14 protein-coding genes are annotated in these 15,239 nt (G+C 69.6%); 2 read left to right on the forward strand and 12 right to left on the reverse strand.

The window, feature by feature from the left end:
* From ASG40_RS08410 to ASG40_RS08455, 10 genes are all read right to left on the reverse strand, one after another.
* Positions 1–1,020 (reverse strand): vWA domain-containing protein, encoded by a 1,020-nt coding sequence (locus tag ASG40_RS08410; protein WP_082523975.1) that lies wholly within the window; start codon positions 1,018–1,020, stop codon positions 1–3.
* On the reverse strand, positions 1,017–1,562 hold the full coding sequence (locus tag ASG40_RS08415; RefSeq protein ID WP_156387641.1) for an MxaK protein: 546 nt from the start codon (positions 1,560–1,562) through the stop codon (positions 1,017–1,019). Before ASG40_RS08415 ends, ASG40_RS08410 begins: the two co-directional genes overlap by 4 nt.
* A 116-nt stretch (positions 1,563–1,678) precedes the next feature.
* Positions 1,679–2,734 (reverse strand): vWA domain-containing protein, encoded by a 1,056-nt coding sequence (locus ASG40_RS08420; RefSeq protein WP_055883558.1) that lies wholly within the window; start codon positions 2,732–2,734, stop codon positions 1,679–1,681.
* Positions 2,731–3,666, reverse strand: coding sequence for a hypothetical protein (locus tag ASG40_RS08425; RefSeq protein ID WP_055884629.1), 936 nt, complete (start codon positions 3,664–3,666; stop codon positions 2,731–2,733). Before ASG40_RS08425 ends, ASG40_RS08420 begins: the two co-directional genes overlap by 4 nt.
* Before the next feature lie 8 nt (positions 3,667–3,674).
* Complete coding sequence (locus tag ASG40_RS08430) at positions 3,675–4,538, reverse strand: DUF58 domain-containing protein (protein WP_055883561.1); 864 nt, start codon at positions 4,536–4,538, stop codon at positions 3,675–3,677.
* Positions 4,535–5,566: an AAA family ATPase gene (locus tag ASG40_RS08435; RefSeq protein WP_055883566.1), complete on the reverse strand. Its 1,032-nt coding sequence runs from the start codon at positions 5,564–5,566 to the stop codon at positions 4,535–4,537. Before ASG40_RS08435 ends, ASG40_RS08430 begins: the two co-directional genes overlap by 4 nt.
* Before the next feature lie 204 nt (positions 5,567–5,770).
* Positions 5,771–6,061 carry a methanol dehydrogenase [cytochrome c] subunit gene (locus ASG40_RS08440; RefSeq protein WP_055883570.1) on the reverse strand — a complete coding sequence of 97 codons (291 nt, stop codon included), beginning with the start codon at positions 6,059–6,061 and terminating at the stop codon, positions 5,771–5,773.
* Positions 6,062–6,147: 86 nt separating this feature from the next.
* A complete protein-coding gene (gene moxG, locus ASG40_RS08445; RefSeq protein WP_055883573.1) occupies positions 6,148–6,753 on the reverse strand; it encodes a cytochrome c(L), periplasmic in 606 nt (201 codons plus the stop codon).
* A gap of 92 nt (positions 6,754–6,845) precedes the next feature.
* The gene (moxJ, locus tag ASG40_RS08450) at positions 6,846–7,739 is read right to left on the reverse strand and encodes a methanol oxidation system protein MoxJ (RefSeq protein WP_055883575.1); all 894 of its coding nucleotides are present in this window, start codon (positions 7,737–7,739) and stop codon (positions 6,846–6,848) included.
* A gap of 195 nt (positions 7,740–7,934) precedes the next feature.
* Positions 7,935–9,818, reverse strand: a complete 1,884-nt coding sequence (locus tag ASG40_RS08455) for a methanol/ethanol family PQQ-dependent dehydrogenase (RefSeq protein ID WP_055883580.1) — start codon at positions 9,816–9,818, stop codon at positions 7,935–7,937.
* Positions 9,819–10,211: 393 nt separating this feature from the next.
* Here ASG40_RS08455 and ASG40_RS08460 point away from each other — a divergent pair, with 393 nt between their 5' ends.
* Both ASG40_RS08460 and ASG40_RS08465 read left to right on the forward strand, forming a co-directional pair.
* Positions 10,212–10,511: a hypothetical protein gene (locus ASG40_RS08460; RefSeq protein ID WP_244472314.1), complete on the forward strand. Its 300-nt coding sequence runs from the start codon at positions 10,212–10,214 to the stop codon at positions 10,509–10,511.
* Between the two features lie 148 nt (positions 10,512–10,659).
* The gene (locus ASG40_RS08465) at positions 10,660–11,430 is read left to right on the forward strand and encodes a trypsin-like peptidase domain-containing protein (protein WP_055883583.1); all 771 of its coding nucleotides are present in this window, start codon (positions 10,660–10,662) and stop codon (positions 11,428–11,430) included.
* A 159-nt stretch (positions 11,431–11,589) separates the two neighbouring features.
* On the opposite strand, the gene ASG40_RS21135 is transcribed toward ASG40_RS08465, so the two are convergent.
* Together ASG40_RS21135 and ASG40_RS21885 are read right to left on the reverse strand one after the other, a co-directional pair.
* Complete coding sequence (locus ASG40_RS21135) at positions 11,590–11,751, reverse strand: hypothetical protein (protein ID WP_156387625.1); 162 nt, start codon at positions 11,749–11,751, stop codon at positions 11,590–11,592.
* A partial coding sequence (locus ASG40_RS21885; protein ID WP_210168791.1) for a cadherin-like domain-containing protein occupies positions 11,748–15,239 on the reverse strand: 3,492 nt, incomplete at its 5' end. The genes ASG40_RS21885 and ASG40_RS21135, both read right to left, overlap by 4 nt.

Below are 15,239 nucleotides of genomic sequence, written 5' to 3' on the forward strand. Positions count from 1 at the left end.
TCAGACTTTCTTCAGGGTGAAAAACGGGCGCGCGCCGGGACGCGGCAAGCCGAGACGCAGCACGCCGAGACGGGGTTCGGCGAAGGCGGCCAGCAGCAGGAGAAGGGCCGCGGCGCCGAGGAAGGGGCGGATGTCGAGGCTCCCCGGCAGGGCTCGGGGGGTGGCGACGGCGCGCAGGGGATCGAGGAGGCCCGAGGGCCCGTCCAGATGCGCGTAGGCGAGGCCGGTCCTGTCCGCGAGGGACTTCAGGTAAGGCTCGCGCACGGAGGAGAGATGCTCGGTGCCCGTCGCGGCACCGGAGCCGAAGGGGGCGTTGCGCGGGTTGTAGCCCTCGCGGCCCTCAGCGTCGGCGGGCGGGGGTCCGAAGCGGTTCTCCTGCTGCACGTCGCCGGCCCCGTAGAAGCCGGTCTCGCGGCCACGGTCGTCGAAGCGCGGGATCGGCGAGAGGCCGTAGGCGCCCGCCCCGACGATGAGGCCGCGCACGGCGCCGGGCTTGCCCTCGAAGGCCGGTTCGCGCCCGATCGGAAGGGGCGGCGCCTCCTGCCCGTCCGTGACGAAGACGAGGTCGGTGCCGAGGCTCGCGGCCATCTCCACCGACCGGAACAGCCCCGCCGAGACGCGGCTGTCGCCCTCCCAGGCCATCCGCCAGTCGAGGCTCGCCAACGCCCCGTCGAGGGGGGCGAAGTCGCCGCAGACCTCGATGGGCGTGAACAGCAGGAACGGCCGGCGCTCGGTGAATAGCCCCAGCGCCATCCGCGAGCCGCACGGCATGGCCGCCACGAGGCCGCGCAGGGCGGCCTTGGCGGTCTCCAGGCGGCTCGTCGGTCTGCCCTCGGCGCTCACGTAGTCGCGCACGTTCATGCTGCCGGTGATGTCGAGGACCGCCAGCACTTCGAGGCCGTCGCGCGTGAGGGGCAGCGGGCGGGCGAGGAAGGTGGCGGCCACCAGCACGGATGCCGCGGCCAGCCCCTGGAAGCGTCGGTCGCGCAGGTTGCGCGCGATGGGGTGTGGTGCGCTCACGGCTCGCCCCGGGGCTGGCCGGGGATGTCGGTCCAGATCTTGTTGGGCTCCGCCTTCAACTCGTCGCCGCTCTTGCGGTCGAAGTCGGGGAAATCGCGCAGGAGCCGCGATGCAACGTCGAGGTTGAACTTGGCGTCCCAATAATCCGGTCGATCCTGGAGGGCGCGGCGGTAGTCCTGCCGCGCCAGGGTGATCAGAGGGCCGGCCGGGTCGAGGTCGCCCCGCTCGAGGTAGCCGAACGCCTGCCGCAGGCGGGCATTGGCCAGGGCGTAGCGGGCCCGCGCCGAGCGGTCGGGCTCGCCCCGCCGGTCGAGGGCGTCGATCAGCGGCTCGATCTCCTCGGTCACCCCGCGCCGGGCGAGATGCTGGACCCGCGCGAGGAGCAGCGGGGATGCGGCGTCCACGGCCACCGGCACGTCCCGTCCGGCCTGGAGCGCCTTCATCGTGTCGTCGTCGCGCAGGATCCGCCAGCCTGCCAGCCCGAACCCGATGGCCGCGAGGAGAGCCAAGACCGGTAGGGCGAGGAGGACATGCGGGCGCATGCGGCGCCAGGCGCCGGCGAGCCGGAAACCGGGTGCGCTCCCTTCTCTCGACGCGTGCAGGTCTTCCGGGGAGAGGCGGAGGCGCGCCAGCGTCCCGGTCGGATTCGAGCTCGCTCTCATGCGGCGAGCCTCCGCTGGGGAGCCTCTGTCGCCGGCGGCAAGAGGGCCCGCGCCCGCCCGCGGCGAAAGTCGGCTTCGGCCAGCTTGGCCGCCACCAGCGCCAGGAGCCCCAGCAGACTCAGCCCGTAGGCGAACCCCGACAGGTCGCGGCGCGGGCGCTGCTCGGTGTAGGGGATCGGATCGCGCTCCAGGCGCTCGATCTGAGCGATGGCGTCGGCGACCGCCTGCGGCCCTTCGGCCTCGAAGGCGCGGTAGGGCGTGCCGAGGCTCTTGAAGAACAGGTCGAGGTGGCGCTCCGGTGCGGCCTGCGGCGTGTCCTCGCCCGTGGGCTTGTCGGCGATGCCGGCCGAGCCCTTGGTGCGCAGGAACAGCCAGTAGAGGTTCGGCCGGATGCGGGCGAACTCGGCGCGCAGGGCGCCCTGCACCCGCGGATCGATGACGGCCGCGCCGTCCGAGACCAGCAGCAGCGCCCGCGAGACCGAGGCGCCCTGCACCCCGAACTGCGACAGGCCCATCGCGAGGCCCCGCGCCACGTTGGTGTAGTCGAGCCCCGGCCGGTCGATGGCGGCGATGGCCGCGCGCACCGCCTCGTGCCGGTCGGTCATCGGCACCACGAGCATCGGCGCGGTGGAGAAGGCGGTGACCGCGAACAGGTCGTGGGCGCGGCTGCCGACGAAGTCGCCGAGGATCCGGCGCGAGGCCGCGGCCTTGGATTCCTCCTCGCCCGAGGGCTGACGCCCGGCGAAGGTCTCGTTCATGCTGCCCGAGCGATCGACCAGGATGGAGACCTGGGCCCCGATGCCGATGCGGGTGACGGTCTCGCCGTGCCGGTAGGGGCCGGCCAGGGCCAGGACCAGCCCCGCGATGGCGAAGATGCCGGACGTGCGCAGCATGCAGCCGACGATCCGCGAGGCGCCGTCGGACGGAGCCGCCGCGATCGCCGGGACCGGCGTCACGCGCTGGCTCGAAGCCACGAGCGGCACCAGGGCCAGCGGCAGCAGCCACAGCACCCACGGTGTCGAGACGCCGAGCCGGGACACAGCGTCGATCATGCCGTGCGCTCGGCCCGTGCCAGGCGCGCAGCGAGCGCGGCGATCTTGGGCCTGGCCAGACGGCCACGCGCCCGGGCGGTGTCGTTTCCGAAGAAGGCGATGCGCGAGGCCTCGAAGAAGGCGACGAGGCCGGGCGCCTGCCCGCGATAGGCCGGATGGCGGTCGAGGAACCGGTCGAGATCGTCGGCGAGCACCCGGCGCCCATCGGTTTCGTCGAGTCCACGATGGAGGGCGAGCAAGGCCTCGCGATAGGCCTCCGCGGCGTCGGGGCGGCCGCCGAGGCCGCGCAGGCGCCGACGAGCGGCCGCGAAGGCGCGCCCGCGCCGGACCCGGAAGGGCCACCAAGTCCGGTCGCGGGCCAGCCCAGCGAACGCAACCAGGGCCAGCCCGGCAAAGCCGAGGCCGGTGAAAAGGGTCGGACGAGGGTCGAGGGAGGCGACGCGCCCGTCGGGGCGCATGTAGTCCTGCGGATTCTCCTTGGCCGGCGGCAGGATCTCGCGCAGGGGCGAGATGGTGAAGGTCCAGGCCGGCACCCGGGCCGAGGCCGTGGTGGCGCCGCTGGCGCCCTGGCTGACGAAGCTCACCGTGAAGCCGGGCACCTCAAGGGAGCGGACGTCGAGGGCCGCGTAGAAGGTCTGGTAGGTGAGGTCGAGGCGCACGCGCCGGGCATCGCCCGCATCGGCCTGCGACACGGCGATGTCACGCAGGTCGAGCCAATAGGCGAGCGCGCCGCGTTGTGGCAGCGAGGCGGCCTGGATCGCGAACCCGTCCTCGACCACGATGTCGACCTGGGCCCGCACGAGGTCGCCCAGCATGTAGCCGAACGCCCGCGGGGCCCGGACCTCGACGGCGCGCACCTGCGCCTGCACGGGCCCTGCCATCGACGAGGCGAGGACGAGCGGGACGAGGGATGTCGAGACGGCGCGGCGCATGTTCACCCTCATGTGCCGAGCAGGTGGCGGGTGACCGCCTCGGGGTCGAAGCGGCCGGCGAGGCGAAACGGCGGGCGGCCATGGGTGGTGGCGATGCGGCGCAGGGACTCGACCCGCGCCGCCTCCCGGGCGATCCAACGACGACGCAGGGCGGGGCGCATGAACACGACCCGGCGTCCCGCGCCTTCGAGGTCGTCGAGCTCCATCAGGCCCCAGGCCGGCAGCGCCTCGGCCTCCATGGCGTCCTCGAGGACGACGGGCACGATGTCGTGGCGGGACAGGCTCGCGAAGACCTCGCCGATCAACGCCTCGGGCCAGCGGAAATCGGAGATCACGAACACCACCTTGGGCCGGCCGACGAGGTGCTGGCCCGCGAGAGCCATGCCGTCGGCGCGGGTTCCCGTGGCCTGGGTGCGCGACAGGCGTTCGGCGATGTCGCTGGCCGGGACGCGCCGGCGGGATGCGGGCAGGAACAGGTCCTCGCGCACGTCGGCGTCGACGCCGATCAGGCCGAAAGCGTCGCCGATGCGAGTGGCGGAGGCCGCCAGCGAGCCGCACAGGGCCGCGACCAGGTCCATCCGGTCGGCCTCGCCGCAGAAGCGCATGGAAGCCGTGAGGTCGACGAGCGCCCAGACTTCGATCGCGGTACGACTCTCGAAACGGCGGACATAGGTGCCCTCGAACGGGTCGCGCAGGGTGGCGCGCAGGTCGATGCGCCGGGCGTCCGGCATGCGCAGGAACGGCACCTGGTCGCGGAAGGTGCCCAGGCCTCCGGCGTCGCGGCCGCGGTGGGCGCCGAGGGCCGTGCCGGCGCTGCGTCCGCGCGGCCGGTAGACGATGTCGGTCATCGCCCCTGTCATGGCCTCGGTCATGGCGCCGGCACCGTGTCGAAGACGGCGCGGCACAGGGCCGGCACGATGCCGGCGCGGCGCATCTCGTAGACCGGTTCGAGGAAGACGCGGTGGGCCATCACCTCGGGAAAGACCGCGCGGATGTCCTCGGGCACCAGCCAGTCGCGGCCCTCGAGCCAGGCCCTGACCTTGGCGGCCCGCACCAGCATGGCGAGCCCGCGCGGCGAGGCCCCGCCCTGGATCAGGGCGGCCATGTCGATGCCGGGCAGGCGGATGCCGGCTGGTCCCGGACGCACCAGGGCCTCCCACAGGGCCACCACGTAGGTCTCGATCGCCGGGCTCGCCTGGATGCCGTGCTGGATCGCGGCGCCGATGCCGGCGATGGCGGCATGGTCGAGCACGGCGCCGTCGATCCCGGCGATCAGCGCATCGGTGTCGTGGAAGCGCGGGTCGAACACCAGGGCGCGCCGGGCCTGCGCATCGCTGGGCGCCTCCATCCCGATCTCCATGAGGAAGCGGTCGCGGGCCGCGGCCGGCAGTTCGAAGGTCTCCTCGCGCTCGACGCGGTTGCGATCGGCGAAGACCTGAAGGTTGGGGAAACGGTACTCGCGGTCGAAGGCGGTCAGGGTCCGCTCCGCCATCAGGCGCAGCAGCAGGGCGTGTACCTGCGGTCGGGCGCGGTTGATCTCGTTGAAGAAGAAGATCGAGAGGTCTTCGGCCTGCCGCAGCACCGGGCCGGGCTCGACCCGCGGGCGACCGTCGTCGGCGAGGTAGGTGTGGTAGACGAGGTCGGTGGGCATCATGTCCACCGTGCCTTCGACGCGCTCGTAGGCCCCGCCCAGCGCGCGGGCGACCGCCCGCAGCAGGGTGGTCTTACCGACACCGACGTCGCCTTCGAGCAGCACGTGGCCGCGGGCGAAGACGGCGATGGTGATAAGCCGGATCGCCCGGTCCTGCCCGACCACGGCCGAGGCCACCGACCGTTCGAACCGCCCGGCGGCCTCGCGCCAGTCGGTGAGCATCGCGTCGTCGCGGCGGATGTCGTTCATGATGTGCCTTGAACCAAAGACCGAATTGGTTGCCGCGCGTCCGACCAATGGCGACTCTCCTCCCCCCTGTGGGGAGGAGTTGGAGGTGGGGGTGATAGGGCGACCCTTTGTGGAGCGCGGTTGGGCCACCCCCACCCCCGACCCCTCCCCACGATGGGGAGGGGAGAATCCGCGTCCGAACTCCGACGCCGAGCGCGGTGGCGCTCAGTTCGACGAGATCTTGGTCACGTCGTATTCGAACTTGCCGGTCTTCTTGGCCGCCTCGATGCGCTTGGCGTTGCGCTCTTCCATGGCCCGGATCGACTCCGACTGTTTGTTCAACTCTTTCGGGTCGTGCTTGGGATCGTACTTCGAGCCGGCGATCTTCTCGGGGAAGCCGGGCTTGGGCTCCCAGCAGTTGCCCGGCGCCTTGCACTTGGTGCCGTCGTAGGCGAGGGCCGGAAGGGCCAGAAGGGCGCTCGCACCGATCGTCGCCGCAAGGATGAATGTCCGCATGGTCGTCTCCTCCGTTGATGGTTGATGAGGCGTGTCGTCGCCCATCGTTCACCGCGCCGGCAGCGCGGCGTGACTTCCTCGGTCGCTCAATCCAGCGGCTTGCACTGTCCTGCGGCGTCCTTGGGGAAGGTCTCACCCTCCTTGTAGGGCTTGTAAGCTTTCTTCTGCTCGTCGTTCAGCCAGACCGCATCCTTGACCGGCCCGGTATAGAGGTGCCTGATCCAGGTGATGACCTGCAGCATCTCGTCGGGCGTCAGGTTCTCGTTGTGCGGGCCCATCATGCCGTTGGCGCCGCCGAAGATGGTGGCGAACAGCCCCGTGTCCTCGGTGTTGGACGGGTAGGTCCAATAATTGTCGTTGAGGCCCGGCCCGAGCTTGCCCTCGGCGAGGTGGCCATGACAGCCCGAGCAGGAGGTCGAGTAGAGGGACTCGCCGTTCCTAAGGCAGGACTTGTCGTCGATGTAGGCGTTCTTGCCGGTCTGCAGGAACTGTTTGACGGCGGGGGTGTCACGCCCGCCTTCCTTGCCCTGGGAGACGTCGAGCTGCTCGCCGGTAACGGTGTTGCGGAAGACGAAACCGCTTTGCGGTCCCGCCGCCGGCTGGGCGATGGCCGCGACGGCCGCCGAGAGGGCGACGAGCCCCAGGGCACCGCCGACGATCCGCTTGAGTGCGATACGCTTGTTGGACTGCATGACTTCGCTCTGGTGCCTCCGGCCGTCGATCACGCGCCGGAGTGTGTCGCGGCGACCCAGCCGATGGGCGCCGCCGGGATGCGGTGGGGACGTCAGTTCGAGGGTGGGGCGAGGGGCACGCCTTCCTGCTTGAGGAGGGCGTCGATCTGCGGCTTGGCCTTGACGATGGCGGCATCGAGCTCCCGCCTCAGGGCCTCGTCGCCGCGACGCACGCCCATGGACTGGTCGAAGCTCTGGGGCATCCGCTGGCCGTCGCTGCGGACGGTATCGTTTGGTACCAGGGTCATGCGCAGGGGTTGGCTGGAATCCTTGACGTAGCGGGCCACGTCCGGCCCGAACGCCACCGCCACGTCGGCCTTGTCGGTGGCGACCTCCGTCACCATCCGGGCCGGGTCGATCTGGGTGTACTGGTTGCGCGGTGCGCGGAAGTTCACCAGCGAGTAGAGGTAGGCCATGTCCTCCTCGTAGCGGCCGATGTCCTTGAGCATCGCCTCGGCCGGAGTGCCGAAGCCCACCACCATGTGGCCGATGGTCTTGAGGCGCGGGTCCGACCACGACTTCACGTCGAGATCCTTGTCGGCGCGGGTGATGAAGACGTAGCCGCTGCGATAGTACGGCTTCGTCGTCAGCACGCGCTGGTCGTCGCTGTCGACGCCCACGACCACGTCGCAGAGGTTCTTGTCGAGGCTGTCGCGCACCAGGTAGATCGCGGCCTTGTCGAGCCACACGAACTGCGCCTTGCGCCCCATGGCCTGCGCCACCGCGACGGCGATGCGGTTCTCGAGCCCGGAGCCGTCCTTCAGTGACAGCGGCGGCTGCTGCGCCGCGCAGACGCGCAGGATGCCGGCGTCCGCGGAAGCCGCCGTCGCGCCAGTGGCTTTCGCGCCGGAGTCCGGCGAGGCGGCATGGGCGACGGAAAGACAGCCGAGGGCCAGGAGGGCAGCGGCCGATGTCGCCGCTGAGCGGCGTCCGGTGACGAGCGACATGGGAGCGGGTCCGTTTTTTCTTGAAAGGTCGGGATGGCGCGGCGAGGGAGGTGGCGTTGCGAGGAACATGGCGTGTCCGGAGCGGCCGTCGCGTGAGATGTCTCGATGGCGTCGTTTGCCGCGGGCGCGTGACGTGCGGCGAGGGGAGGACCCCGCCGGCCTGAGCCGGCGGAGTCTGATCACCGAGGGAGAGCCTTATTTGGCGGCCGCCGTCTGGTACTCGCCGACGTTCGGATCGTCGTAGGGGCCCTTGCCGTTGAGCGAGAACACCATCACGCCGCCGCCCATCTGGGTGTAGTTGGCGAGCTTCTTGAACGCGCCCACCGCGCCGAGGCCTGCGGTCGGGTCCTGGAGGTCGAACACGAGGCCGACCCCCGGCCAGCCGCCGACGCCGTAGTAGATGGCGACGTATTGATCACCCTTGTGGGTGTAGGTGATCGGGTAGCCGATCGCGCCAGACGGCATCTTGAACTTCCAGAGAAGGTCTCCGTTGTCCGAGTTGCGCGCCTTGATGTAGCCGTCGAGCGTTCCGTAGAACACCAGCCCACCGGCCGTGGCCGTGGTGCCGCCCCAGACGGCGAACCGCTCCATCTTCTCCCACTGGAAAGCACCGGTGATCGCGTTGTAGCTCTTGATCTGGCCGAGACCTTCGTAGTTCTGGCGGTCACCCTTCGGGCCGGGGTACATGTTCAGCGTGGCGCCCACGAAGAACTGGCCGGCACGGTAGGGCAGCATGAAGGGCTCCCAATCCATGCAGATGTGGTTGATGCCCATGAAGAAGGCCTTGCGCTCCGGATCGTAGGAGTCGTGGCCCTGGTTGTGGTAGCCCATCGCCGAGGGGCAGATGTCCTTGGCGAGGTGGTCCATCCGGGTGCCGTACTCGGGGTCGCGCACCGGCTGGCCGGTCTTGAGATCCACCGACTTGAAGACGTTGACGGTGTCGTCGATCTTGTTGGCCGAGACCAGCGAGCCGTCCGTGCGGTCGAGGGTGTAGACGATGCCGTTGCGGTCGGGATGGGTCAGGAGCTTGCGGTCCTTGCCGTCCTTGTCCTTCTGGTTGGACAGCATCATCACGTTGACGCCGGCGTAATCCCATTCGTCGTGCGGGGTCTTCTGGTAGCCGAACTTGGCCTCGCCCGTGTCGGCGTCACGGCCGAAGATCGTCATCGTCCACTTGTTGTCGCCCGGGCGCATCGTCTCGTTCCACGGCGCCGGGTTGCCGGTGCCGAAATAGATCAGGTTGGTGCCCGGATCGTAGGCGTACCAGCCCCAGTTGGTGCCGCCGCCGATCTTCCAGGCGTCGCCCTCCCAGGTGGAGGTGCCCAGGCCCTTCTGCCCGTAGTGCGCGTTCTTGATGTTGAAGTCGGAGGCCAGCAGCAGGTCCTTGTCCGGGCCGGTGGCGTAGGCGCGCCAGACCTGGGCTCCGGTCTTCACGTCGTAGGCGGTGAGGTAGCCGCGCACGCCGAGCTCGGCCCCCGAGGACCCGATGATGACCTTGTCCTTGACCACGTAGGGCGCGATCGTGAGCGTCGAGCCGACCTTGATGTCGGAGTTCTCGACCTTCCACACGGTCTCGCCCGTCTCGGCGTTGAGCGCCATGACGTTGCCGTCGAGCAGCGTCTTGAGGATCAGCGACGGGGTCTTGCCGTCGCCCGGCCAGTAGGCGAGCCCGCGGTTCACGAGATCGCAGCAGGCGACCGCGCGGGCGGCCGGGTTCTGCTTGGGCTTGTCCTGCCACAGGATCCGGCCCGGATCGTCGAGCCCGAGCGCGAAGGTGTTGTTGGGGAACGAGGTGTGGATGAACATCTTGCCGTCGACGACGACCGGCGCCCCCTCGTGGCCGTTGAGCAGTCCGGTGGAGAACGTCCAGGAGACCTTCAGGTCCTTCACGTTCGAGGCGTTGATCTGCTTGAGCGCGCTGTAGTTGTCCGAATCGTAGTTCTTGCCCGGCATGACCCAGTTGGCGTCGTTCTTCGACAGCTCGATCAGCTTGTCGTTGGCCGTCGCGAGGGTCGATGCCCCGATCGGGGCGAAGGCGACGACCGCCATCGCCGAGACGGAGTAAAGAAACCTGTTCATCCTGAACTCTCCTGCCCTATGCGCCGCGTGCGGATGCTCGAAGCCCACCGCGGCCTTTCGTTTCATCGGATCAGAGCAGAGCATCGGAAAAACAGGATCGACTCTGCGTATTCATAAGATTCACATAAGCAATTGGCGTCTTATAAGAAACTTATTACTGATCCGCTGGCTCGACATATAAACATCGTCTTGAGACAATGTCTTCAGCCAATTCGTCATTTTACGGCGGGACAAAGTGGCAATAGAAGCGTTTCTATTGCGCATTCGCTCAGGTGTTTCGGCCATACCCGGCAGACAAAGAAGACGTGATATCGGATCTCGGCGGCGGCGAGCCTTTACTCGGGTGCCGCAACCGCTACAATCATCGCACCCTAGCAGGACAGGCGGTGATCGATGGCGGTGAAGACACTGAGGGTATTCTTATTGTCCCTGGTCTGCCTGGCTCCTCCGGCGCAGGCGGCCAAACTGACGCTGGACGATAAGGTCGCCCGCTGGCCGCGCGCCACCACGGGCGAGAAGGTCGATTTCGCCACCCGCATGGGACGGGCGTTCTCGAGCCTGTCACCGGAACTCGACATGAACTACTTCATCAAGTGCCTGGAAGAGACCGCCAATATCGGCAATCCCGGCGACATCAAGCTCGAGCAGGCGGTCAAGATCTGCGTATCCGTGAAGAAGGACGCGGCGGACTAGCGGTGAGAGACCGGATCGTCGCGACGCCATCGGTGGAGGCAGGAGCGGGATGACGCGAGGGATCTGGCGACCGCACCGGTCCGGACTTCCGCCCGCGCCCGGTATATCCGTTCGGCGCTCGGCCCGTTCGGCCGCCGCCGGACTGTTCATGGCCTGCCTCGCCGTTCCCGTGGCGCCCGCCTCCCCGGCTCGGGTCGCGGCCCTCTATCCGGTCGACCGCCGCAGGGACATGACCGGTGCCGACGTCGACCGCTATCCGGGTGCCGGGGTGCTGTACTGCCACGGCCCGGACGGCATCCCCCGCAAGGCGTCCGCCGCATGGCTCATCGGCGACCCGTCCGTGGTCGTCCTGAACGCTCACAACTTTCGCAACCGGCGGATGGAGACCACCCGCGAGGTCGCGGATTGCTTCTTCCAGATCGGCGGGCGCAACTACGACTTCGTGCCAGCGAGCCTGCAACTGGGGGCGCCCACGAACGCCGCCGGGCTGCACATCACCGACGATTGGGCGATCCTGCGCCTGACCCAGCCCGCCGAGGGAGTGCGCCCGCAACCGATGCCGCGGGTCTCAGGCCTCGCCACGGGACCGACGACGATGGCGATCGTCATGGTGTCGCCCGGCGGCCACGGCAACTACCGCGGGCCGAGCAGTCTCGAGACCTGCTTCATCCGACAGGTCGACCCGCCGAGCGAGGCCGGCGCGCGCCGGGTCCGCCACGACTGCAACGACGGATTCGGCGGTTCCGGCTCTGGATTGTTCGACGAGGGCGGGCACCTGATCGCGATGCAGAGCGCCTCGCTGTCGATGAATTCGCGCCGGCCCTTCGACCTGGAGTTCCACTACGGCTCGGCCCTGCTGTTCGAGGGCGACCTCATGACGGCCCTGTCGGCGGCGACCGGTCGGCCGGAGCGGCGGTGAGGCCGACCGATACGACACCGAACCGCACCGGGTTTTTCGTCGGTCCCGATCAATACCCCGAATGCGGCGACCGAGGCCGTGTTTGCCCCGGCCTGTCGGCGCCGATCGAGGCCGGCGCCGACAGCCGGCGGGGTCCATCCGCAAGCGGGGTCGAGCCGCTCACACGACGAAGAAGTCGTGGTGGCTGAGCGTGACCTTGGTGTCGATCACCGCGAACTGCACCGCCGTGGCAGCCGAGCCGCTGCCGTCGGCATCGTAGAACAGCCCGCCCGTGCCCTTGTCGTAGAGGGGTCCATCCGCAAGCGGGGTCGAGCCGCTCACACGACGAAGAAGTCGTGGTGGCTGAGCGTGACCTTGGTGTCGATCACCGCGAACTGCACCGCCGTGGCAGCCGAGCCGCTGCCGTCGGCATCGTAGAACAGCCCGCCCGTGCCCTTGTCGTAGAGGATGCGGTCGCTGGCGTCGGCGGCGCTCACGCCGAGGTCCTTGAACGCGGCYTCGGTGAGCTGGCCCGCGGCCAGGGTCGCAAAGACGCTGCGGGCCAATTGCACCGTATCGTGTACCGCCGCGGTCGAGGCCACGAAGTCGGTGATGTGGTCGACGTTGCCCGAGTCCTTGAACGCGGCCTCGGTGAGCTGGCCCGCGGCCAGGGTCGCAAAGACGCTGCGGGCCAATTGCACCGTATCGTGTACCGCCGCGGTCGAGGCCACGAAGTCGGTGATGTGGTCGACGTTGCCCGAACCGAGCGCGGTCTTGAACACGAAGGTGTCGGCACCGGCACCGCCGGTCAGGATGTCGTCGCCACCCTGGCCGTCGAGGATGTTGGCGCCGCGAGTGCCGGTGATCACGTTGGCCAGCGAGTTGCCGGTGGCGGTGAGGTTGCCGGCCCCGGTGAGGGTCAGGTTCTCAAGGTGCGCCCCGGCGAGCGAGTACGACACCGAGGCGTAGACGAGGTCGGTGCCGACGGCGCCGGTCGCCTCGAGGACGCGGTCATCGACGGTGTCGACGTAGTAGGTGTCGGAGCCCGCCCCACCGGACATGGTGTCGGCGCCTCCCAGGCCGTCGAGGACGTTGGCGCCGCTGTTGCCGGTGAGGACGTTGGCCAGCGAGTTGCCGGTGGCGGTGAGGTTGCCGGCTCCGGTCAGGGTCAGGTTCTCCAGGTGCGAACCCGCGAGGCTATACGAGACCGAGGCGTAGACGAGGTCGGTGCCGACGGCGCCGGTGGCCTCGATGACTTTGTCGTCGAGGTTGTCGACGTAGTAGGTGTCGGACCCCGCCCCGCCGCTCATCCGGTCGGCACCGCCCAGGCCGTTGATGACGTTGTCGCCGCCGTTGCCGGAGATGACGTTGGCGAGCGAGTTGCCGAGGCCGGTGAGGTTGTCGGTGCCGGCGAGGGTCAGGTTCTCGAGCTGCGACCCGCCGAGCGAGTAGGACACCGTCGCGTAGACGAGATCCGTGCCGAGGCCGGCGAACTCGATGGCGCGATCGCCGGCATCGTCGACCACGTAGAAGTCCGACCCGGCCCCGCCGGTCATCGTGTCGGCACCCAGACCGCCGTTGAGGGTGTTGTCGCCGTCATTGCCGGTGAGGATGTTGGCGAACTCGTTGCCGGTGAGGGTCAACGCCGTGCCGCCGGTGGAGGTGGACAGGGCGAGGCTCTCGATCTCCTGCCCCGCCGCCAACCGGTAGCTGACGCTGGCGATCACGCTGTCGCTGCCGCCGCCGGTCGCCTCGATCACCCGGTCGCCGACGTTGTCGACGAGATAGGTGTCGTTGCCGCCCTGCCCCTTGAAGGTTTCCGCGCCGGGGGTGCCGTGGAAGGTCTCGGCGGCGGCCGTGCCGGTATAGCCGTCGATGCGCAGGGCGCCGGCGGGATTGGTGGCCGCGCCCGCGAGCGAGGCGACGTTGCCCGCCGCGTCGAGGATCGTCGCGCTCCCCAGGGTCAGCCCGGTGATCGCGAGATCGGCGCTGACCGCATCGACGACGACGGTGTGGGTGAAGACCAGGTGCGAGGCATCGGAGGCCGCGGCGTCGTAGGCCGCCACGCCGCCGTCGCTGAGCTGGAGGCGCAGGCCGCCGGCATCGGTCAGGGTGACGGGCTCGGAGAGAGCCACCGAGATGATCACGCTCTGGCCCACCGTCAGGGTGCCGGAGCCCCTGACGATCCCCGGACCGGACAGCGAGACGCCGGAGACCGTGGGCGCCTGGGTATCCACCGTCCAGAGGGTGGACTCGGGCGTGAGGTCGGCATTGCCGGCCGCATCCACCGCCCGCACGGCGAAGCTGTGCACGCCGTCGGCCAGCCCGGTCACCGTGTAGGGGCTCGTCGTCCTGACGTAGCCGCCGCCGTCGAGGCTGACCTCGTAGTGATCGACGGCGATATCGTCGCTGCCCGAGAAGGTGAAGGTGGCACTCGTCGCGCGGGTGACGGCGGCCGGCCCCGAGACGAGCTGCGTCTGCGGCGGCGCGACGTCGACGTTCCCGACCACGCCGGCCGAGGCCGAGGCCAGGCCGGTGTGGCCCTGGTCGTCGGTGTAGGAGACGGTCACCGCAATCGCCTGCCCCGCCGCGGTGTAGTCAGGCGTGTAGCTCGCCGACGATCCGGTCAACAGCACCCTCGGGGCCTGCGGATCGCTCACGTCGGTGAAGGTGTAGGTGATCGCCCCCGTCGCCTCGTCGGCATCCGCCAGCAGCGCGACGATCGGCGTGCCCTCGCGGGCATTGCCGCCGGTCAGGCCCGTCAGGGTCAGGACCCCCGCCCGGTCGACGTCGAGCACGTCGATGGTGAGGCTCCGGTCGTCGACGAGGCCGCTGCCGTCGGTGGCCCGCACGCCGAGCACGTGCCGGGCCGTGGTCTGCGCGTCGACGCTTCTGCCGGCGGCTAGCGCGATCACGCCGGTGGTGGCATCGATGGTGAACAGGCCGGCCTGGTTCCCGCCCTGGATCGCATAGGTCAGCACGCCGGCGCCGTCCGGGTCGGTCGCCGACAGCGTCGCGACCGTCGTCCCGGGGGCGGCGCTCTCCGACAGCGTGACGGTGCCGGGCTCAGCCAGCACAGGCGCGTCGTCGACGGCGTCGATGGTCACATCGCGCGTCGCGGCGACCGAGGAGACGCCGTCGCCGACGTCGTAGCTGATCGTAATCGGCCCGTTGTAGTTCGCGGTCGGAGTGATCGTGTAGCCGCCCGCGCCGTCGCTGACGACCGTGCCGTGGTCGACGCTGAGGTTCGAGAGAACGGGCGTCGTGCCGTCGGGGTCGGTGAAGCCCTGCAGCAGCTGGGCGCTCGTCACCGTGAAGGTGGTGTCTTCGGTGCCGTCCGCCAGCGTCGCCTGCGCGCCGGTGAGGCGCGGCGCGTCGTTCACCGCCGCGAGCGTCGTGCTCAGGGTCGCAGGGATCGAGGCGGTGCCGTCGCCGACCGAATAGCTGATCGTGAGCGGCCCGTTGTAGTTCGCGGTCGGAGTGATCGTGTAGCCGCCCGCGCCGTCGCTGACGACCGTGCCGTGGTCGACGCTGAGGCTCGAGACTACGAGCGTCGTGCCGTCGGGGTCCGAAAAGCCCTGGAGCAGCTGTGCGCTCGTCACCGTGAAGGCGGTGTCTTCCGTGCCGTCCGCCAGCGTCGCCTGGGTGTCGGTGAGGCGCGGGGCGTCGTTCACCGCCGTGATCGCGGTGCTCAGGGTCGCGGGGGTCGACGCGGTGCCGTCGCCCACGCTGTAGCTGATCGTGAGCGGCCCGTTGTAGTTCGCGGTCGGAGTGATCGTGTAGCCGCCCGCGCCGTCGCTGACGACCGTGCCGTGGTCGACGCTGAGGCT

This window comes from Methylobacterium sp. Leaf399, from assembly GCF_001424525.1.
Taxonomy (GTDB): Bacteria; Pseudomonadota; Alphaproteobacteria; order Rhizobiales; family Beijerinckiaceae; genus Methylobacterium.

Bases quoted from the DNA above. Each gene is read 5' to 3' on its own strand.
- ASG40_RS08420 (WP_055883558.1), bottom strand. From the start codon at position 2,734: ATGATCGACGCTGTGTCCCGGCTCGGCGTCTCGACACCGTGGGTGCTG.
- moxJ (WP_055883575.1), bottom strand. From the start codon at position 7,739: ATGTCGCTCGTCACCGGACGCCGCTCAGCGGCGACATCGGCCGCTGCC.
- ASG40_RS08425 (WP_055884629.1), bottom strand. From the start codon at position 3,666: ATGCGCCGCGCCGTCTCGACATCCCTCGTCCCGCTCGTCCTCGCCTCG.
- ASG40_RS08460 (WP_244472314.1), top strand. From the start codon at position 10,212: ATGGCGGTGAAGACACTGAGGGTATTCTTATTGTCCCTGGTCTGCCTG.
- ASG40_RS08415 (WP_156387641.1), bottom strand. From the start codon at position 1,562: ATGCGCCCGCATGTCCTCCTCGCCCTACCGGTCTTGGCTCTCCTCGCG.
- ASG40_RS08435 (WP_055883566.1), bottom strand. From the start codon at position 5,566: ATGAACGACATCCGCCGCGACGACGCGATGCTCACCGACTGGCGCGAG.
- moxG (WP_055883573.1), bottom strand. From the start codon at position 6,753: ATGCAGTCCAACAAGCGTATCGCACTCAAGCGGATCGTCGGCGGTGCC.
- ASG40_RS08440 (WP_055883570.1), bottom strand. From the start codon at position 6,061: ATGCGGACATTCATCCTTGCGGCGACGATCGGTGCGAGCGCCCTTCTG.
- ASG40_RS08455 (WP_055883580.1), bottom strand. From the start codon at position 9,818: ATGAACAGGTTTCTTTACTCCGTCTCGGCGATGGCGGTCGTCGCCTTC.
- ASG40_RS08465 (WP_055883583.1), top strand. From the start codon at position 10,660: ATGGCCTGCCTCGCCGTTCCCGTGGCGCCCGCCTCCCCGGCTCGGGTC.
- ASG40_RS08430 (WP_055883561.1), bottom strand. From the start codon at position 4,538: ATGACCGAGGCCATGACAGGGGCGATGACCGACATCGTCTACCGGCCG.